Below are 19,787 nucleotides of genomic sequence, written 5' to 3' on the forward strand. Positions count from 1 at the left end.
TCGCGGCGCGTGCGGCGGTCGTAGACGAGCGGCGTGTAGTTGTAGCGCCAGTCGCTCTGCTTGAGCGAATCGCCCGAGGGCGCGAAGACGCCGTGGCGCGCCATCTCAGAGAGCGTGTTCAGGATGCGTACCAGATCCTCGCGGTACGTGTCGGGGTGGCTGTCGCCCGTGCTGTCGGGCGGATACGCCACGGTGCGGCCCATCTGGCGGGCGGTGGCAAAGTAGTAGCCCGAGCGCGCCACCGACAGGTCCAGCGCTTCTTCGACAGCGCGAGCGTAAAGCATCCACTGCAGCGACCACCGCTTGTTGCGCAGCCCGTCGAGCGGATCGTAATTGCGCATCCCGCCGGTTTTGTAGTCCCAGATGAGCGCATCGCCATTCAAGTGGTCGATGCGATCCACTGCCCCGCGCAGCCGAAGCGTACCGCGCTCAGTGTCCAGTTCGACCGAGTCGTGCTCGTCGCGCGGGCGATTCCCAAAGCTCCACTCGAAGCGCTCGGGCGTCAGGTCGGGCTGATCGGCTCCGCGTGCGGCGTCGGCGCGGAGGAAGGCCCGCACATCAGTTTTAAGCGCCTCGCGAGCAGCGGCCTTTACCTGGTCGTTCGGCGGCGTACCGCGTTGCTGGGTGGCTTCTTCGAAGGCCGTCTCAAACGCATCCCACAAGACCTGTTCGTCGTCGAGCGTGGGCATGCGCCCGAGTCCGCCATCCTCCGGGTTCAAGAACAGCTCGTAGGTGCGATGCAAGATGGTGCCTCGGGTGAGGGCGTCGAGCCAGTCTTCGTCGTCGAGCGCGGGTTCGTCGAGCGGCTCGGCCTCCAGCACGTACTTTACGAAGTAGAGGTAGGGCGTGCGCGCGAACATCTCCAGGCGCGAAGCCGAGGCGATGGTGGCGGTGTCCGGATCGAGCAGGTCGAGTTCGGGATACGGCGGGGCTTGCAGCAAGCCGTCGTAGGCCGTGACCTCGTCGGAGGCGCGGGCCTTCTCAGCAGCGCGTCCATGCAGGATGTGCGGGGCGGTGCGCGTCAGGTAGTCGGGGGCGGATTCGGTGCCGCGTTTTGCATCTGACAGCGCCTGTTCGGTGAGGCCCCAGGCGTCGAGCGCATCGAGCGTGTCTTGCGCATCGGAGACGGTAAGCGCGTGGTGTTGCTCGGGAGAGTGCCCGAGCGCGTTCTGCACCACGGTGCGCAGTTGCAGGTAGAGCGTGCTGGGGAAGCGCTCCTCGCTACTGCGTAGATCAAATCGATGCATGATGAACGTCGCATCGCCATGATGCCGCAAGAGCGCCTGCCGCACGCGCCAGTCCTCCTCTTGGCGGCGGTTGGCGGTGAGGGGCAAGGTAATCTGCTCGTGCTCGTTGAGGCGGCGGCGGTCGGCATCGCTCAAAAGCGGATCGTCGTTGAGCGTAACTGAGAGACTTTCCGCATCCATGCCCACCACGTACAGATGCGGGCGGTTGGCGTAGCCCACCGTTTGAAGCGGTACCACGTGCAATTCGCCGGGCTGCGGGCGTTGCGCACCCACGAACGTTTCGCGTAGCCAGGTGCGAATGTAGTCGGCCAGCCGCGTCGTGGAGTCGCGGTAGAGGTCGCCTTCGCTCTGTTTGAGCGTGTTCAGGTACTGTAGGATGCGACCGCGTGCCTTCTCGTCGAAGGTGTCTGCCGTGCCTTCCGGCTTATCGGTCGGGCCAAACTGCGTGAGGAACGTCTCGCCATGCTTTGCCACCGCCTGCATTGTAGAGCGGTCCGTAGGGAGATCGCCGAGCAACTGCTTCAGGGTGCGGTGCAGATGTCTCCATTGCTCAATCTGCGCTTCGGTTGCGTAATCGTGCGCTTCCGCATGCTGGATGCGACGATCCACACCAGCGAGCAGACTCGACGCGCCCGGCTTGTAGGTTCGCTCCGCCAGCCAGGTAGCCACCTTCGCATCCGACCACGTAAGTCCCTTGCTGCGGCGCAGTGTAAGGTGCCCGGCACGCAACATGTGGATGAACGGCGCGGCTTCTTGCGGACCGGCCAGCCAGTCGAGGTAGGCAATGAGCGCCTGCCCCGGACGCGTTTCGCGCAGGTGGCGGCCCGGACTGAGCGATACGGGCACGTTGTGTCGCTCGGCCTGCTGTTCGATAATCGCGAGATACGGATCGGGCGTGGTGTAGGCGATTTCGACCTCGTCGAGCGAGATCCCGCGCTGTTGGATGTCGCGTAGCACCGTGCGTACCTCTTCGGCGCGTCCTACCGCGGTGCGGAAGCGGAGCGCCTCGGGCTGGGGCAGCGTGCCCGTGCCGTTGCCCGCGGCCCCGCGTCCGGAGGCATGCACCGCCTGGGCTGTGGGTCCGGTAGCGGGATGCGAAGGCGGTATCGCATCCGGAAAGACCTTCGCGGCGCTCAGCACCGGCGCCTGCTTGGTGGGATGCTCCTGGCCCAACCGGCGCAGCGGGTGCGGACTGGCGGCGGCCAGCGATTCGACCAGCTCGCGGGCGTAGCCGGGCACATCCACGTCGTCCAAAATCGCGTACTGGCTCTGCGCGGGCTCGCGGAGGGTGCCCTCGGCCACGAGCGTAGCGGCCTGCCGGAGGACATCGGCGGTGTCGTAGTAGTTGTTGGCCTTCAGCGCCTGTACGTAATGCTCGTATGCCTGCGCCTGGGCGTGCTGCGGCGGACCCGCATCGTCCATGGCGCGAAGGGCCTGCTGGTAGGCGGTGGGCTGCACGCCATGCGTACGCAGCAGGCTGAACGTCTGCGTGAGCGACCGCGAGAGGCGGGCGGCGGTACTGCCTTGCAAAAGCTGCTCGCGCTCGGCATCCGAGAGGCGGTAGATAGCATGGGCCGTGAGCATCTGATCGATGCCGGGCGGCAGGCGGCGACTTCCGGCTTTCAGCAGATCGGCCTGCGCCAGCCGTTGCGCATACGCGGCAATAGTCGTGCATCGCAGTCCCACACTGGGCCGGATGCGGGCTGCGGCCTCCTCAAGCGCTTTGCCCAATTGCGTCTGTGCCACAAACACGACGGTGTGCGTGCCGGGTGCGGCATCCATGAGCACATGCAGATGATGCATGAGCGGCGAACGGTCGGGCAGCGACGAATGGGTCATGGGGAGGCGCAGGGGGAATAATCAAAGCAACAGCAGAAACGGATATGCACGCTACGCCTCGAACGGACAATGGGCGTCCGGCGCGTGCTACGGTGCTCCGTGTGCGAGACCTCACACGCAAGGAGGCGGGTTCTGTTCGGGGCGCGGATCGCTTACGCGGGGCCGCTCGTTAGCTTGGTATCCCACTAAATCTTCATTCTAATACGCCATGCGCTATGCCGTCTGCACCACGCACAGCGCCCCGCACCTGGGCCGAGCTTTGCAACGACCCCAGCTTGCAGGATCTGCCGTACAAAATCGAAACCAATGCCCGCGGACAGATCGTGATGAGTCCGACCTACGCCTGGCATGGCCGCTTCGCATTCCAGATTGCTCGGCTGCTGGAAGACCACCTGCCTGGCGGACAGGCTTCAGTTGAGTTGGCCATCTGCACCACCGAGGGCACGAAGGTCGCCGATGCCATCTGGTGCTCGGCGGAGCGGTGGGCACAGATTGAGGACGCCTATGATGCGCCGGTTGCCCCTGAAATCTGTGTCGAAGTACTCTCGCCAACCAACACCGAAGCCGAGATGGAGACGAAGCGGGCGCTCTATTTTGAGGCCAGAGCCGACGAGGTGTGGCTCTGCGACGCCGAAGGCACGCTCTCGTTTTACGACGAAGACGGCGCGCGAGACACCTCACGTCAGGTACCGTCGTTTCCGGCACAAATCGAGTCGTGACCTACGAAAGCCCTCCTGAGCGATACGGCCTGAGCTCATAAAACACTGCTTCGCCGTTTCGGGGCACGAAGGTTGACCTCCCCCCAAGCCGCAAGACACGTTTATTTTCATGCGCTGCGTTCAATATCCAATGGCGATAAAAGTGAAATACGACGACATAGCATTTGCTTTTGACTTTGTCAGCAGCGATCGTCCGTATATCAATGAGGCCTATCTCTCAAAGGAGACAGGGACGTTTTATTATGACTCTCCGTATGCCGATGATGATATGTTCGACACGCCCCCCGAGGACGTTATCAGTACGGACGACTACATTCAGATTCCGCACAAGAATGATTTAAACCTCGGGTATCGGTTAGTCCGTGCATTCGTTCGGATACATATTCCAGAGGAGATGTCCCAGGTAGCACTGTTTTTTAATGCCCCAGGAGCCTACGCACGCTTCAAGGATTTGCTGAAACGAGAAGACTTGCTCCAAGAGTGGTACCAATTCGAAGCAGACCGCACAGAGTCTAAGCTTCGTAGCTGGTGTGAACTAAAAGGCATCGAGTTGGAAGATTAGGTAGTGTCGTGTCACACGTCATTTTGATGGTTGCCCTGTAATCACCCTCCCACGAAGCCTGTCATGGTGAGCGCAGTCGAACCATCTCCCTGGTGTTTAGCAGATACGGCGGCACAGAGGCCCTGCCAACCTTGGGGGAGATCTTTCGACTCCGCGTCTCCGTGGCGGAGCCGCTCCGCTCAAGATGACACCATGTAAACAGGTCAATGGTTGGGTAGCTCACGCAAATGATTGCCATGCAAAGCCACAAAAGATCCCGGATCAGCGGCGCCAGGAGCGCCTTGTCCGAGATGACTGCCTGGAGAGGATCACGTTCGGCCTAACAGGTACGGAAGAGTAGCAGGCAGACGTTAAGTTTACAACGCAAGCGGCGCGCTCGAATCTTCCCACCGGGTACCGCCGTTTCTTGTGACTGTCTCGTTGTAGCGGATTGCTCAAACCCTCCAGTTATGCAGGATTACTTCAAGTACGATGTTATCGTCGTGGGCGGCGGCCATGCCGGATCGGAAGCGGCGGCGGCCGCGGCGAACATGGGCGCACGCACACTGCTCATCACGCTGAAGCTCGACACCATCGGGCAGATGTCGTGTAACCCAGCTATTGGTGGCATCGGCAAAGGGCACATCGCCCGCGAAATCGATGCCATGGGCGGACTCATGGGCCGCGTCACCGACCGCGCTGGACTCCAGTTCCGAATGCTCAATACCAGCAAGGGGCCAGCGGTGTGGGGACCGCGTGCGCAGTGCGGACGCGACGCCTACGCTGCTGCGGTGCGCGAGGAGCTCGAATCCATCGACAATCTCTACATGCGCGCTGACCAGGTGGTGGACCTCGCCACGACCGACGACGGCACGCGCATCGAGGGCGTCACCACCAGTCTGGGCAAGACGTTCTACGCGCCCCGCGTGGTGCTGACGACCGGCACCTTTGCCAACGGTGTGATTCACGTCGGCGAGACCAACTTTGGGGGCGGACGCATGGGCGAGCGGGCCTCGCGGGGCATTACTGGCAGCCTGCACGAGCTCGGATTCGAGAGCGGACGCCTCAAAACCGGCACCCCGCCCCGCGTGGACGGACGCTCGCTCGACTACAGCGTGATGCAGGAGCAGCCCGGCGATCCAGATGCCACTGCCTTCTCGTTCATGACGGATGCGCTGCCTTCCGTCGACGAACAGCTGAGCTGCTGGCTCACCGAAACCACGCCCGCCACGCACGACCTGCTGCGCACCGGCTTCGACCGGAGCCCCATGTTCACCGGACGCATCGAGGCGAAGGGGCCGCGCTATTGTCCTTCGATTGAAGACAAGATCGACCGCTTCGCCGAGAAGAGCAGCCACCAGATATTTATTGAGCCGGAGGGCTACACCACCCACGAGGTGTACGTGAACGGCTTCTCGACAAGCCTGCCCGAAGACGTGCAGTTCGAGGCGCTGCGCACCATTCCCGGCATGGAGAACGCCCACATGCTGCGTCCGGGCTACGCCATCGAGTACGACTTTTTCCCGCCGTATCAGATTCAGTACAGCCTCGAAACGAAGTACGTCGACGGCCTCTTCTTTGCCGGGCAGATCAACGGCACCACCGGATACGAAGAGGCGGCAGCACAGGGCCTCATGGCGGGCATCAACGCCGTACACACGCTGAACGGACACGACCCGATTGTGCTGAAACGGTCGGAGGCGTACATCGGCGTGCTCATCGACGACCTCGTCGCCAAAGGCACCGACGAGCCGTACCGCATGTTCACCTCGCGCGCCGAGCACCGCATTCTGCTCCGCCAGGACAACGCCGACCAGCGTCTCACCGAACTCGGATACAAGCTGGGCCTTGCCTCCAGCGAGCGGTACGAGCGCATGCAGACCAAAGAGCGCGCCATCAACGAAACGCGCCGGGCCCTCGAATCCACCAGCGTACAGCCCGAACAGGTGAACGACTACCTCGAATCCGTGGGCACCACCCCCATCGACCAGGCCGGGCCGATCCTGCAGATCTGTAAGCGTCCCCAGGTGGATACGGAGGATCTGATTCGCCATGCGGGGCTGTGGAGCAAGCTTGTAACGGAGGCGCCAGGGATGCTACGTGCGCCTCGTCTTGTGGAGATCAACCTGAAGTACGAAGGCTATCTCGACCGCCAGCAGCAGATGGTCGAAGAGATGGAGGAGAAGGAGCGCTGGCCCATCCCGGACGATTTCGACTACCACGCGCTCGACACCATCTCGATTGAGGCGCGCGAGAAGCTAAGCAAGGTCGAGCCCGACAACCTGGGCCAGGCCTCGCGGGTAAGCGGCGTGCGTGCGGCGGACATTTCGGTGCTCATGGTGCTGCTCAAGCAGCAAGGCATCGAGCCGCTGCCCAAAGAGCGCTCCCTGCCCTCCGGCGACGGCGTGCCCGAGGATGTGACGGTGGGGGCGTGATCGTTCATTGATTGTGATCCCGATCCCATTGGGCGGGGTTACGTTTGATGTACCGGCGGATGCGATGCAGGGCCCGTTGCGTCCGTATGATCCGCACATGGTAATTGCGTTGCCAGACCGATTGGCCCGGTGTGCCCCGATGCACGTTGATGCGTCGCGTGGCGGCCCCCTTAAATCCACGGACGATGGCCCCCACGGTATGCGACGGCGATTCAAATTTTCGTTCCCCAGGGGCGAATTGCGATTCGCCCCTGGGGTCCATCCGGTGCGTAATCACGGCAATGGCATGCATATGATCGGGCATAACCACGTACGCATCCAATTTGACGTTCGAACGGACCTCCGGGGTACGTTCCCATTCGTCCTCGACAATTTGGCCGATGTCGTTGCAACGCATCACACCCTCCAAAATGTGCCCGAACAGATGGGCACGGTTGGCGGTGCATATCGTCACGAAATACGCCCCGGGCTGCGCATAATCGTAATCGGGCAACCGCATCGACTGGCGGTTGTGGCGGCGCGGGTCGTATGGCATGGGCTCCTTTCGTTTTCCCTTCGTCTTTTCCGCACGACCCATGACCCCACCCTCGCATAACGTCATGCCCACCACCGACGCATTCGACCCGTACCACGACCTAACCGGCGATCAGCGCGCGCAGTTGGAGACGTACGAAGACCTGCTGCGCCGCTACAACGAAACGCTAAACCTCATCTCGCCCGACACGATCGATGCCATCACCGAGCGGCACATTCTGCACTCGCTGGCGCTGCGGGTGCGCGACTTTCCAGCCGGGGCGCGCATCGTAGACTGGGGCAGCGGCGGCGGGCTCCCGGCGATTCCGCTGGCCATTGCCTACCCTGATACCGAGGTGATCGCGGTGGATTCTGTGGGCAAGAAGATGCGCGCCGTCCGCAGCATGGCCCGGCGGCTGGGACTTGACAATCTGTTTGCGTGGGATGGACGCGCCGACAACTGGCCCGATACCGCTCACTACTCCGTCTCGCGCGCCACCGCGCCGCTGGTGGAACTGTGGCAGTGGCACACCCGCGCCGCCGCTGAACTGCCCACCGACCCTGGCTCCACCGACTGGGCCCCCGGACTCATCACACTGAAGGGCGGCGACCTTTCTGAAGAGATTGCCGCACTTCGGGCACAGGACGACGGCGTACGCATTCGCCAGATTCCACTGCACGCGCTGCTCCAGGACGCCGCGCAGCACCCCGGCTACTTTGCGGAGAAGTGCATGCTGGTCGTGCAGCGGTCGTAGATGTGCTTCGCCCGTCGGCCTTCAGACTCGTGTGGGTGTGAACGAAAGGATGGACATTGTACTCCTCCATCCCTCCCCACTTCCACACCTCCACACACCAACGACGCATACGGAGTGGGTATCCCACACCGGCTACAGCACCCCGTGCTCGGTAGCCACCTCTGCAAACGCATCAATGGCGCGGTCGAGGTGGTCGCGGTCGTGGGCGGCGGACATCTGTACGCGGATGCGTGCTTCGCCTTTCGGCACCACCGGGTAGCTGAAGCTGATCACGTAGATGCCGCGCTCCAGCAGATCATCCGCAATCGCCGCGCTCGGCTTGGCGTCGTACAGCATGATCGGCACAATGGGATGATCGCCCGGCTTAATGTCGAACCCGCGTGCGGTCATCTCCTGGCGAAAGTACCGCGTGTTCGCCCAGAGCTGCTCGCGGCGCTCGGCGCTCTCGGTCAGCATGTCGAGCACCGTCAGGCTCGCGTTCGCAATCATCGGTGCCACCGCGTTCGAGAAGAGGTACGGACGCGATTTCTGCCGCAGCAGATCAATAATGGGTTGCTGTGCGGTGGTGAATCCGCCCGTGGCGCCGCCGAGCGCCTTGCCCAGCGTGGAGGTGATGATATCCACATCGTGCAGCGCGCCCTTCGCCTCCGAGGCCCCGCGGCCGCCGTCGCCCATAAACCCAGTCGCGTGGCACTCATCCACCATCACAAGGGCGTCGTACGTATCCGCCAGGGCGCAGATTTCGTCGAGCTTGGCCACATCGCCATCCATCGAAAAGACGCCGTCGGTGGCAATCAGACGGATGTTCGCATCCTGTGCATCCTGAAGCTGCGTCTCCAGGTCGTCCATGTCGCTGTGCTGGTAGACGTAGCGATCGGCTTTGCACAGGCGAATGCCGTCGATAATCGACGCATGGTTCAGCCGGTCGCTGATAATCGCATCGTCGGGGCCTAACAGCGTCTCGAACAGGCCCGTATTCGCATCGAAGCACGAGTTGTAGAGGATGGCATCCTCCTTTTCGTGGAAGTCGGCCAGCGCATCCTCCAACTCCTTATGCACCGTCTGCGTGCCGCAGATAAACCGCACGCTGGCCACGCCAAAGCCGTACTCATCCACGCCCTCCTTGGCCGCCTGCATGATGGCGGGATGGTTAGCCAGCCCCAGGTAATTGTTTGCGCAGAAGTTAATCACATCGCCCGAAGCCACTGAAATATCAGCATCTTGCTGCGAGGTGATGACGCGCTCCTCTTTGTAGAGGCCATCGTCTTTAATCTGTTGTAGTTCGGATTCGAAGGCAGAGAGGTCAGACATAGGTTGGATGCAGAAGTTAGCAGGAGCGTCGTACGAACGGCGTAGATTTCGCGCATGTGAAAGTCCCATCGCCGCCCCAACATACGGATGCAGCCAGCAGGCTCCGAGACAGCGTGAGAGAACCAGTATTTTCACGCATGCTGCGGCTGCGTGTTGGCTTCGGGCAGATGAGCCAGCATATCGTTGGTCATCGCATCGAGGTCGTACTCGGGCTGCCAGCCCCAATCGGCACGGGCAGCGCGGTCATCGATCGTGGCAGGCCAGTTGTCGGCGATGGACTGGCGGCCGTCGGGGTCGTACGAGACGGCAAATCCGTCGGCGGCGTGCTCGCGCAGATGTGCAGCGAGTTGCTCGGCACTGAAGCTGAACGCGGTGAGGTTGTAGCTGTCGCGCACGGACAGCGCGTCCGCTTCGGCCTCCATAATGCGAAGCGTAGCGCGGATGGCGTCGGGCATGTACATCATGGGCAGCTGCGTGTCGGGGCGCAGGTAGCACGTATACGGCGCGCCGTTGGCCGCCGCCCGGTACATGTCGACGGCGTAGTCGGTGGTGCCGCCGCCGGGCTCGGTCTTGTAGCTAATGAGGCCCGGATACCGCAGGCTGCGTACGTCCACGCCATGGCGGTGGTGGTAGTAGCGGCAGAGCAGCTCGCCGCTGCGCTTGGTGACGCCGTACATGGTGGTGGGGTTGAGCACCGTTTCTTGTGGCGTATCATTGCGCGGCGTGGAGGGCCCAAACACAGCGATGGAGCTGGGCCAGAACAGCTGCACATCGTGCTCGCGCGCCAGGTCGAGGATGTGCTTCAGCCCGTTCATGTTCACATCCCACGCCCGGTCGGGGTGCTGCTCGCCGGTGGCCGAGAGCAAGCTGGCCAGATGGTACACGGTGCCAATGTCGCGGGTGGCAACGACCTCGCGCAGGGCGGCTTTGTCGCGCACATCGGCGGTGACGTGCGGGCCGGGCGCGCTGCTTTCGTGAGCCGGGTGCAGGTCGAGCCCGACGACCGCCTCGGGGCCGTGGCGCTGCCGCAGTGTATCCACCAGTTCGCTTCCGATTTGGCCGTTGGCTCCTGTAACCAGGATCATTTTCATAAAGCAGCATCAGCCGTGCAAAAGGGAAGATAGGTACAGCCCAGAAAACGAGAGGTGCCCCAGCACGTTCGGAACCGCTTCCACTATTCGTATAATGTCCACGCATACCGCCTGCACGCCCGCCGACGTGTGCCCACCGGCAGAGCAGCCGTCTGCACTGCGAACCGGTCGTGAGCCCTGAATCTAAATAGAAACGCCCCGTCCTGTTCTGCACCGAGACTCCGTTTCATATGACGGATCTGTTGGCCGCATTCACGGTATACATGGTTCCGATTCTTCTGCGATCTCATGCCGACGTCGCCATGAAATTTTCTGCCTCCAGCGCCGACCTCTTAGATGCTCTTAACACCGTGAAGGGCGCGGTGCCCTCCAAGAGCACCTTGCCCATTTTAGAATGTATTCTATTTGAACAGAGCGAAGACGGCTCGGCGCTCCTCCTGAGCGCGACCGACCTGGAGATCTCCATTGTGCGGCGCGTGCCCGTGCAGTTTGCCAGCAACGGCACAACGACTCCCACCCGCGTTGCTGTGCCCGCCAAACGCCTTATCGACACGCTGCGTGCACTGCCCGACCTGCCCATCTCCTTCACCGCCGACGGCGACTTTGAAATCCAACTCGAAACCGATCAGGGCCACTACAAAATGGTGGGGCACGACGGCGACGACTTCCCTGACCTGCCCGAAGTGGATGCCGCCCACACGCTCTCGGCAGAAGGAGCGCTGATTAGCGACGCCATCAACAAGACCAGCTTTGCCGTCAGCAAAGACGCGCTGCGCCCGGCCATGATGGGCATTTACTTTCAGCTGGATGCGGAAAACAGCCGCATTGTAGCGACAGACGGGCACCGGCTCGTAAAGCTGGATCGTCCTGCTTTGCAGACCGATAGCGAAGAGGTGTCGTTTATCGTCCCCGAGAAAGCGACCAAGCTTGTCAGCCGTATTCTGGACGACGATGCGCTCTGCACCATCGGCGTGAGCGATGGGCACGTCAGCTTCACCATTGACGATGCGCGTGTCATTGCGCGCCTCATCGACGAAACGTATCCAAACTACAATGCGGTCATCCCCGACGAAAACGACCGCCATCTCGTTGTCAATCGCGAGGCCCTACTCAACGCCGTAAAGCGCGTGGGCCTCTACTCCAGCAGCATGACAAACCAGATCCGCCTGGCGCTCTCCGAATCCGAAATGACCGTCTCGGCAGAGGACATTGAGCGCTCCAGCGAAGCTGAAGAGGTGATTCGCTGTGAGTACGACAGCGAGTCGATGGAGATTGGATTCAACTCGGAGTATCTTACCGAGGTGCTGGGCAATGTTGATAGCGAAGAGGTGCTCTTTCGCCTTAGCTCGCCCAACCGTGCGGGCATTGTGGTGCCCAATAACACCGACGACCCCGACATCCTCATGCTCATTATGCCGGTGATGCTGAACACGTATGCGTAACGTGGCCCCCGGAGTGCATGCGTCAGCGGGTGCGGCGACCATACCTTGCCGTACCACCAGGCAATGCGGCCCTACAGCTGCGCATCGTCGGGCGGGGTGGGTGCTTCCATGGGATACTCCGCTTGCAGCGTTTCCAACATCTGCGTAGCCTCGTCGATGCGCCGCCCCTCGCCCATCACGACGCGCTTAAGCGCTTCCCGTGCAGGTTCAATGTCGGACTGCGCAAGGTACGTCTTGGCAAGAAAAAATGACGCTTCGAGCTGCAGGAAAGAGCCGCTGTCTTCGCTCTCTACCACCTGACGTAGCAGGTCTTGGGCTTCCTGCACTCGCTCTTGGTCAAACTGTGGGAAGAGTCCAAGCGGTGCATAATGTGCTTCTTGCAGTGCTTCAAGCGCCTGCAGAAAGCGCTCGTCAGCACTTGTTGGCTCATTGGCCGTAGCGCTTCGCGTTCGCACCTGATAGCCTTCAATCTCTGTCTCATCAGGGTCAATGGCTGCCATCTGCTCGGCAGGTGACTGCATAAACGTGCTTACAGTCAGTAGGCCCCCGTACACGACCAACAGACTGACCATAGCAATGGCCACATAGCGAGCAGCGCCCCACACCTGCTCCGAAATGCGATGGCGCCCCGTACTGCCGTTGCCCTCTGGATCGGCTGGCGGACGCGTGGAGCGCCCTGCCCCTTGTTCGCCATTCTCCCATGCTGCTCCTGCCGACCCCGATGCAAGATCGGACTCAGACATGCTGTCTCCTTCATAGGTAGGAAGTGCATCCAGATCGAAGCCGGTCGTAGACTCGAAATGCCTGCCGACATCAAACGAATCGTTTAACGTTTGGGCACGCTCAATCATCGGTTGCACACGACTGCGCAATGCCGCGTCGTCGTCGAGGCGCACCTCGACCTCAGCAAAAAACTGCTGAAGCGCGACCTGATTCTCTTCTTGTGTCTGACTTGCCGTGTGCAACGCATAGAGCGCAAGCACCGCATCGGGCCAATCGCTCTCGGGGGCGGAGGCATCGGGCAGTTGCACGCTCCGGAGTTGCATCTCCAGGCGTTTCACTTCATCAAGAAGCGTCTGATACTTGGGACGTCCGGCCACGCGCTCCTCAACAGCGCGCTGTTCCGCTTCTGAAAGATCTGCATAACAAAATATGTGCTCTTCAAGGGTATTCATGAGTCCAGCCAAACGGCAATCTATGCTTGGTCGGCATCGTTCCCTTTCAGGCCGATGCATTATTACGTGTGGGGAAGCCCACTACATAATGGGCACGTGTGCATGTGGGGCACGCGCTGCGGCAAATCATAACGTATGCAGAGGGCGAAACACGTTTTTTTCACGTTTATGATCTGTCACTGCGCCAGCAGCGCACAAGTGCATGTAGAGATGGTGCACCTGCGGGTCCACAACCTGCGCGGTTCTATGCAGAGCATCTGCATTTAACATTTAAGGAGCCTCAAGGACATCCTTCAGCCGGTCATCTTCACGCAGCGCCTTCAGTGCGCGTGATTTGTACACTCGCACCACCGGCACATCTTTGTCGATGCGCTCGGCAATCTCCTTAAACGTGCAGTCCTCAAAATAATACAGGCGGGCCACACGGCGCAGATAGGGCGGCAAACGGCTAATAGCCACTTCCAAAATGGAACGCAACAGCCCAACCTGCTCATCAATCTGCTTCGCGGCCCCGACCTGCTGAAGCGTAGGGTGCTCCGGGTCGTGAATAGACGTTGTTTCGACACGCGCCCGGTTCACATAGTTGATAAAGGCGTTTTTGGCAACTACACTGACCCAGTGGGCATACTTTTCGGGATTCTTGATCGTAGATCGCCCGTCTTGTACTTTTGTGTACACCTTTGAGACTAACTCCTCCATATCCGAGACCTGGCGGATACTGTGTCCTGCGTACTTTGACGCCATGTATTTGTAGATATAGCCATACGTCCACAACTCAACCAGCTGCTCGTGACGAGGCGTAGGCTCCGACACATACGTTGCGTATAACGTGTTTACTGCTTCTGAGTCATCAATAGCAAATGGCAGCCGCTCAGTAATCAACTGTAGGTTTGTCGAGTCAGACATGGCACGGGTTGATCCCAATGAAAGAAACCCTCTGTGAACGTGATTTGCGCATCGGGCAGTGCGTCAGGTAGCGCAGCGCAAATCATTTAATGGGGCATTTCCGAAAAAGTTGATTCACAAATGCATGTTATCAGGAGTTAACCACTTGAATCAGACGTTAGCTGTCTCTTGTCCAGTTTTGTCTTACGTGAAAGGCGGAACGGAGGCGCCGTAGGAACCTGCCTGGGGCCCTGAACAACCGCGCCAGCACCGCCGCCCGAAACCGTCATCCTGGACTTGACTCAGCATAAGAGAGGTTCGCCTTTCACGGAGGAGCTACCGTTCAAATGTACATGCATGAAACCAAATATACACGAACACATGCTTGCGTAGCGCATTCATACATTATAAACATTGGACCTTTGTCTATCGGGGTGATACGTGTTCCTCCAATATGCAGCCCAATGGGCGGCGTTACGCCCATTAGGCATTAGGGCATTCCTCTATGAGGATCGTTCTCAAGGCACATTTCTTGAGGCTACTGTTTTCCCGAAGAAACTAAGCGTTCACTCTTGGAGCTCCTGGGTCCGGTGTTCCCTCCAACCCTCTGCTCCAACAAAGCACCTGCTGCAACAAAGCCCGCTCGTACTCCCACGCTTTGCATCGCTGCTCATAATGCCAGACCTCTCTCATTCGCCTGCTTCGCCCTCCGGCTCCTTTCCCGAAGACCGCTCTCCCACTGAGGTGTGGGACGCGCTTTGTAGCTTACTTGACACCGAAGATCCCTCGCAGCTCGTTAGCCGTGTCCTTTCGGTGCAACGACATGTGCACGGGGAAGCCGACGATCACGTTCTTCTCGCCGGCACGCTCTCTCCGCTTGAAGAGACCGAGGCGGTACTCCACCGCATGCGCGACCATCTTCGCACGCTGCGCACGAGCAATGAACAGCTCGTGGAGCGGATCGATGTCGACGATGTGCCCGAAGTTGAAGACACCCGCAAACAGCTGGAAGCGCTCATTGACCTGGTCGACGCCGACAGCTTCGAGGCGACGATGCGCCAGGTGGAAAGCTTGCAACAGCAGGTCGACGCCCTCTACGAAGAGAAAGAACGCCTGGTAGCGGCCGGCTTTGCCAGCGCCGACGAGGCCCTGCAAGAAATCGACCGGCTCACTGACACATGCGAAGCGTTGCGTGGCCGGCTGGATGCATCGGCGCAGCCCATCACCGGCAACACTAACGATGCAGCCTCTCCGCTCGACCTGAACGGCGACCGCCCCGCTGCAGAGCCTTCTTCAGAACACCTTTTTTCAGAGCGCCCTCCGGAACGTCACGAAGCGTCGAGCAGCGCCGGTGCCAGCACGTCGCCCAGCCCTTCCGTGTCCGATTCAGATGCACCTGAAACGCGGTCTGACGTGCCGGTCGAGATGCTTTGCGATGCCATTGCACATGCCAACCGCATGTTCTACGACCACCTCAACGAGGACAACAACACCGAAGCCCGAGCATCGCTGTCCGACATTCCGTTGGATGAGCAGGCAGACCAACTCCGCGACTACGCCGACCAGATGAGTAGCATGTGGAAGGGCATCGTCGAACCTGCTCAAACGGTGGTGCACGAAGCCAAAAACACCCTGGGCATGACCTCTATTGCTGGCTTCGACGCCATAGCTGAGCAGGCTGGAGAGCTTGCGAATCTCACCACTACGCTTTATAAAGCCACCGCGCCTCATCTTCCCGACCTGCCGTCCGACGCGCCTCCCCTACCAACTGGACCAGCCACAGCGCAGCTTCGCACCTCTGTTTCGCGCTTGCGTTCCCTGACGAAGGCCGCCCAAGCGCCCAATGCCTTTGCGACTGGCAGCAGTGGCCTCGACCCCGAAATTGGCGAGATCCTGGGTGTGTCGAACGTACAAGAGGCCCAGGAAATGATGCACATTGTGCAGCGTATGGTGGAGCAGCTCGACCAGCAAAAAGTTAAATCCCAAACCCAATCTGATACGCTTAAATCCCTGTTTCAACAACATGTATTGGTTGATGTAGGGGGCCTTGCTCGCTTGGGTAGCCTTCTCGGCCACGATACGCTTCGCACCGCCCCTGTAGCCGGTCACCATGCAGAAAGGGCTATTCTGCACCCTCTCAACGAACACCTGCGCGAACTGGTCGATACTGGCGCACACGTGCTGGAGCACAGCGAGCCTGCCTCCAGCAAGGTGCAAAGCGGCACACTCACCACCATCCCGGATGTGCTCAACGCATTTCAGAAGTACACCGAGACGCTCCAGCACAAGCTCGGCCCCGATGCCACCAGCACAAGCGAAAAGCTGGCCCGTGTAGGCATCAGCAGTGTTGACGATGCTATCGATATGATTGAGAGCATGTCAGAGCAGCTCAGCGAGCTGTACAATGCGCAAGAGGCCATGCTGAGCAAAGAGCAAGGCAGTAACGACGGGCAGAGTACATTCCAACAGCTGGAGGCGCTGTACGCCGACCAAGACAAGTTGCAGCGCGAACTGGGCGTATCGGATGCCGACTCGCTCATCTCGATGGTCGAGACCATGAACGCACAACTCAGCGACCTGTACGAAGAACGCGACCGTGAGACGGTTGAGGCCTCTTCGACACCTACCGAGAACGAACCCGCTCCCGAAGCGCCTTCTGACACTCAGCAAGTGCTTCCATCCAAATCTAAGCAAGTAGAGACGCGTCGCGATGAGAAAACCACCACGTCTAACGAAGAGGAAACGCTTGCGACTCTTCATAGGCTGGAAGAGAAAGCTGAGATGCTCGCCGCAGCGGTTGAGCACTTGCAAACGCGCACGCAAGAGCAGGAAGAGGCCATCGCGAAGCTCGAACAAATGCGCCCCCTACCGGCTGCTTCAGACGACGAGCCTGACGCTGGACCTGTGCCCGGGCCGGGAAGCCGTGCAAATATGTCTTCAAACGCCACGAGTTCGGGCGACAATTCGGGAAACGAAGAGCCAGCCCCTGATTCTCAATCCGCTCCTCCTTCTGGCTTAACGAATCCCGGCGAAACAAGCCGCTTTGAGCTAAGCGCCACTGCACCGGTCTTCGACACCGACCAACTCAACGCTCTGCATACCACCGAGCCAAGCCACTGGGATGACCACAGCGTAGGCATCATTCAGCTCGATGACGACGGCACGGTGCGATACCTCAACAAGGCCGTCTGCGAACTGCCTCGCTTGCAAGATGCCGACCCCGATGAACTGGTTGGAAAGAACTTCTTTACCGACCTGGCGCTCAGCACCAACAACGATCTGTTCCGCGGGCGCTTCGAGAAAGGAACCGAATGCGATGCCATGCAGGTCTGCTTTCCGTATACCTTCATTGCACCAGGCTATGCCCCAACCGTGTTCAACGTACACATGCACCGTCATCCGAAGGGATCATCAAACTGGATCTTGATGGAAACGCCATAGTCCCTGACGTAACCGCCACATCGTTTCCTTACCTTCTTAACTGGATGCAAAGTCATGAATAAAGACCCCGACCTCTACTCCTTCCTGCGCTCGAAAGACTTTGTTGAAGAGGAGAATTCCCTCGACGAGGACACTCCCACCCCCGAAGAAGACTCCTCTAACGAAGCAGCTGACTCGGGTACACCTACCGAGGCGCCTACCGAAGTGGCATCTACCCCTGAGACCTCAGCACCCTCAGATGTGTCGCTTTCGTTCGATGACCCTGACTTAGCTAACAAGCTTCATGCGTGCTCCAACGAACAGCTCGACAAGGCTGACTTTGGCATTGTGAAGGTCGACGACGATGGCGCGGTGCTCTTCTACAACGAATATGAGGCACGTCACGCTGGCGTACGCCCTGAGGAAGCGCAAGGGAGAAACTTCTTTACACAGGTAGCTCCCTGTAGCAACAACCGCATCTTCCGAGGACGTTTCAAGAAGGGCATGATGAAGGGCGTTCTGGATGAATCGTTCACATATACTTTTACGTACAAAATGAAGCCGACGTTGGTTGATGTACGCATGTTGCGGGACGACTGGTCGGATAACTGGGTAGTCATCCGGTTTCGGTTCACGTCCTAAGTAACTTAAACCGTTCTGCACATAAACCGTTCTGCACATGTGCCGCGTGCCCTGCCGCTGTTCCCCTTGACCGAATTGCTCACTGCTATGGAATCATCTACATCTGCACCGCCTCGCACTCGGCCATCGGCATCACGGAGCACCCCGCCGCCTGAAAATACGCTGGGCGGCAACCGTCCGCGCACCGTGCTTGAGGTGCTGTGCCGTGAGTTGGGGACGTCGCATCCCGACGCGGCCCTCCGGCAAATTCGGACGATGAAGCGCCTGCTGCGACAGCGGCACCGCGCCGCGCGCAAACTGCGCCGCCTCGACGTAGACGGTGCCGAAGAAGCCGCGCGCACCATTGCCGACTTGCAGAGCCGTATCCGCACGCTCAAGTCAGAATACAAGGCCCAGGCTGAAGAGCGCATCGCGGTCATCAACACGATGGCCCGGGCGCTCGAAACGCTGCGACAGCGCCTACGTGCTTCTGCCCCTGAAGCTGCTGAAGGTACCTCTGCGACGGATGCACCCGCTCACACCAACGGTACAGCTAACACCAACGGTGTCCCACAGAGCGCACCACACGCCGAAATGGAGGTGCTCTCCAATGCAACAACGCCCTCTTTTGCCCCCGGGGCAAGGAAGGCTTCCAGTTTACTGTTTTTGCCGTCGAGATGGATTTTATCCCCCTGGCTGGCTGTAACAAGAGCACCCAGAGAAAGATCGTCTCCGGAGTTTTTTAAAGACAGGCTGCCGTGCCAGTGGTCCTTATGGACATCTGCAACCACTGTATCATCTTCGGGGTCCACGAGTTCAAAACCGGTTATGCTGTTATTTGCTTCCGCGCCCGTAACGGGCAAAACAGCCGCTCCGAAAAGAAAAAACACCAGCAATACGATTTTGTTTTTCATTTTCTTTCTCCTTCTTTTTCTTGTTTTTGCTGTAGCAATCCGGCCAAACAGGGGGAACGAATTGAAAAACGCAGGAAAAATCGGGTCAGAGCCTGGTGGCGGACCAAATTGAGGCAAAAAAAATCCCGGACCGAAATAAATTCGATCCGGGATGTCCCTTTTTTATCCGCAGATTCGCCAACAGGGCAAGACCTCGTCCTCGCAGTCGTTACCCCGGTATGTACAGGCAGGTCTTCTGACTTTCGGTTCTTTCTAACGGCTGCGCCTTCCCGGCTTTTGGGCCAGTGGCGTTGTGCAGCTTTCGTCCCCGATCACAGCGGCGGGCCCGTCCCCGATTTCCACGGGGTTCCCTTTTTAAGCTCGACCAAGAGCACCCATACATTTTCATAAAAAACTAATGAACCCCTGAATGCATTGTCAAGAAAAAAATAACGAACCGATTGTCCACATAAAAATTCCAAACAACGCAGGACTTTTGTTTATCAAAGGAACCTGTAGCGTTATAATAAAATTCAGGATATAAAAATATCTGAGATTGAAGCCGAGTTGAGACGGTTTGAACCGGCGGTTGCCGAAGACCTCCGGGATCAGTACTTAAAGAAACCGTTGGCCAATGCGACCGTAAAGCCGACTGTTTTGAGCCAAATAAGATCCTGACCGAAAGCGCGCTATGGAGACCCTCAATCCCCATCAAATCATGGTGCTGTTTTTCTCCCTGGCAATCCTTTTGGGCACGGCGCGCATTCTGGGAGAAATCGCCCAGCGGCTCCATCAGCCCTCGATTCTGGGAGAACTCCTTGCCGGTGTTATCCTCGGGCCCACGATTCTGGGCAACATCGCTCCCGGGGCCAGTGAGTTTCTTTTTCCGCTGCAGGGCCC

The 19,787-nt window shown here is 59.5% G+C and carries 14 protein-coding genes, 1 pseudogene and 1 riboswitch; of the genes and pseudogenes, 8 read left to right on the forward strand and 7 right to left on the reverse strand.

Going from position 1 to position 19,787, the window contains the following annotated elements; translation table 11 throughout:
- The coding region (locus R6U20_RS01310) for a PD-(D/E)XK nuclease family protein (protein ID WP_410336066.1) at nucleotides 1-3,086 on the reverse strand (3,086 nt) is incomplete at its 3' end.
- A gap of 215 nt (nucleotides 3,087-3,301) precedes the next feature.
- Between R6U20_RS01310 and R6U20_RS01315 the strand changes: the two genes are divergently transcribed.
- The 3 genes from R6U20_RS01315 to mnmG all read left to right on the forward strand — a co-directional run bounded on the left by R6U20_RS01315 (nucleotide 3,302) and on the right by mnmG (nucleotide 6,781).
- The gene (locus R6U20_RS01315; RefSeq protein ID WP_410336067.1) at nucleotides 3,302-3,805 is read left to right on the forward strand and encodes a Uma2 family endonuclease; all 504 of its coding nucleotides are present in this window, start codon (nucleotides 3,302-3,304) and stop codon (nucleotides 3,803-3,805) included.
- A 142-nt stretch (nucleotides 3,806-3,947) separates the two neighbouring features.
- On the forward strand, nucleotides 3,948-4,367 hold the full coding sequence (locus tag R6U20_RS01320) for a hypothetical protein (protein ID WP_410336068.1): 420 nt from the start codon (nucleotides 3,948-3,950) through the stop codon (nucleotides 4,365-4,367).
- A 449-nt stretch (nucleotides 4,368-4,816) separates the two neighbouring features.
- Complete coding sequence (gene mnmG, locus R6U20_RS01325) at nucleotides 4,817-6,781, forward strand: tRNA uridine-5-carboxymethylaminomethyl(34) synthesis enzyme MnmG (protein ID WP_410336069.1); 1,965 nt, start codon at nucleotides 4,817-4,819, stop codon at nucleotides 6,779-6,781.
- Nucleotides 6,782-6,785: 4 nt separating this feature from the next.
- Here mnmG and R6U20_RS01330 read toward each other — a convergent pair whose 3' ends face one another.
- Entirely contained in the window at nucleotides 6,786-7,316 is a 531-nt protein-coding gene (locus R6U20_RS01330) for a transposase (RefSeq protein WP_410336070.1), read from the reverse strand.
- Nucleotides 7,317-7,380: 64 nt separating this feature from the next.
- Between R6U20_RS01330 and R6U20_RS01335 the strand changes: the two genes are divergently transcribed.
- Nucleotides 7,381-8,049, forward strand: coding sequence for a 16S rRNA (guanine(527)-N(7))-methyltransferase RsmG (locus tag R6U20_RS01335; protein WP_410336071.1), 669 nt, complete (start codon nucleotides 7,381-7,383; stop codon nucleotides 8,047-8,049).
- Between the two features lie 132 nt (nucleotides 8,050-8,181).
- Here R6U20_RS01335 and kbl read toward each other — a convergent pair whose 3' ends face one another.
- Nucleotides 8,182-9,360: a glycine C-acetyltransferase gene (kbl, locus tag R6U20_RS01340; RefSeq protein ID WP_410336072.1), complete on the reverse strand. Its 1,179-nt coding sequence runs from the start codon at nucleotides 9,358-9,360 to the stop codon at nucleotides 8,182-8,184.
- Between the two features lie 131 nt (nucleotides 9,361-9,491).
- A complete protein-coding gene (locus R6U20_RS01345) occupies nucleotides 9,492-10,451 on the reverse strand; it encodes an NAD-dependent epimerase/dehydratase family protein (RefSeq protein ID WP_410336073.1) in 960 nt (319 codons plus the stop codon).
- A gap of 302 nt (nucleotides 10,452-10,753) precedes the next feature.
- Here R6U20_RS01345 and dnaN point away from each other — a divergent pair, with 302 nt between their 5' ends.
- The gene (dnaN, locus tag R6U20_RS01350; RefSeq protein WP_410336074.1) at nucleotides 10,754-11,893 is read left to right on the forward strand and encodes a DNA polymerase III subunit beta; all 1,140 of its coding nucleotides are present in this window, start codon (nucleotides 10,754-10,756) and stop codon (nucleotides 11,891-11,893) included.
- A 71-nt stretch (nucleotides 11,894-11,964) separates the two neighbouring features.
- Here the strand turns inward: dnaN and R6U20_RS01355 are convergent, their stop codons facing one another.
- Both R6U20_RS01355 and R6U20_RS01360 read right to left on the reverse strand, forming a co-directional pair.
- Nucleotides 11,965-13,068, reverse strand: coding sequence for a tetratricopeptide repeat protein (locus R6U20_RS01355; RefSeq protein ID WP_410336075.1), 1,104 nt, complete (start codon nucleotides 13,066-13,068; stop codon nucleotides 11,965-11,967).
- 270 nt (nucleotides 13,069-13,338) lie between these two features.
- The gene (locus tag R6U20_RS01360; protein WP_410336076.1) at nucleotides 13,339-13,974 is read right to left on the reverse strand and encodes an RNA polymerase sigma factor; all 636 of its coding nucleotides are present in this window, start codon (nucleotides 13,972-13,974) and stop codon (nucleotides 13,339-13,341) included.
- A gap of 654 nt (nucleotides 13,975-14,628) precedes the next feature.
- Between R6U20_RS01360 and R6U20_RS01365 the strand changes: the two genes are divergently transcribed.
- Nucleotides 14,629-17,394 carry a hypothetical protein gene (locus R6U20_RS01365; RefSeq protein WP_410336077.1) on the forward strand — a complete coding sequence of 922 codons (2,766 nt, stop codon included), beginning with the start codon at nucleotides 14,629-14,631 and terminating at the stop codon, nucleotides 17,392-17,394.
- A 54-nt stretch (nucleotides 17,395-17,448) separates the two neighbouring features.
- A complete protein-coding gene (locus tag R6U20_RS01370) occupies nucleotides 17,449-18,015 on the forward strand; it encodes a PAS domain-containing protein (protein WP_410336078.1) in 567 nt (188 codons plus the stop codon).
- 515 nt (nucleotides 18,016-18,530) lie between these two features.
- Here the strand turns inward: R6U20_RS01370 and R6U20_RS01375 are convergent.
- Nucleotides 18,531-19,025, reverse strand: a complete 495-nt coding sequence (locus tag R6U20_RS01375) for a hypothetical protein (protein WP_410336079.1) — start codon at nucleotides 19,023-19,025, stop codon at nucleotides 18,531-18,533.
- A 90-nt stretch (nucleotides 19,026-19,115) separates the two neighbouring features.
- Nucleotides 19,116-19,301: riboswitch (cobalamin riboswitch) on the reverse strand.
- 277 nt (nucleotides 19,302-19,578) lie between these two features.
- On the opposite strand from R6U20_RS01375, the pseudogene R6U20_RS01380 reads away from it, so the two are divergent.
- A pseudogene (locus R6U20_RS01380) lies at nucleotides 19,579-19,787 on the forward strand (cation:proton antiporter); the annotation flags it as partial.

It is taken from the genome of Longimonas sp. (genome assembly GCF_046498435.1).
Taxonomy (GTDB): Bacteria; Bacteroidota; Rhodothermia; order Rhodothermales; family Salinibacteraceae; genus Longimonas.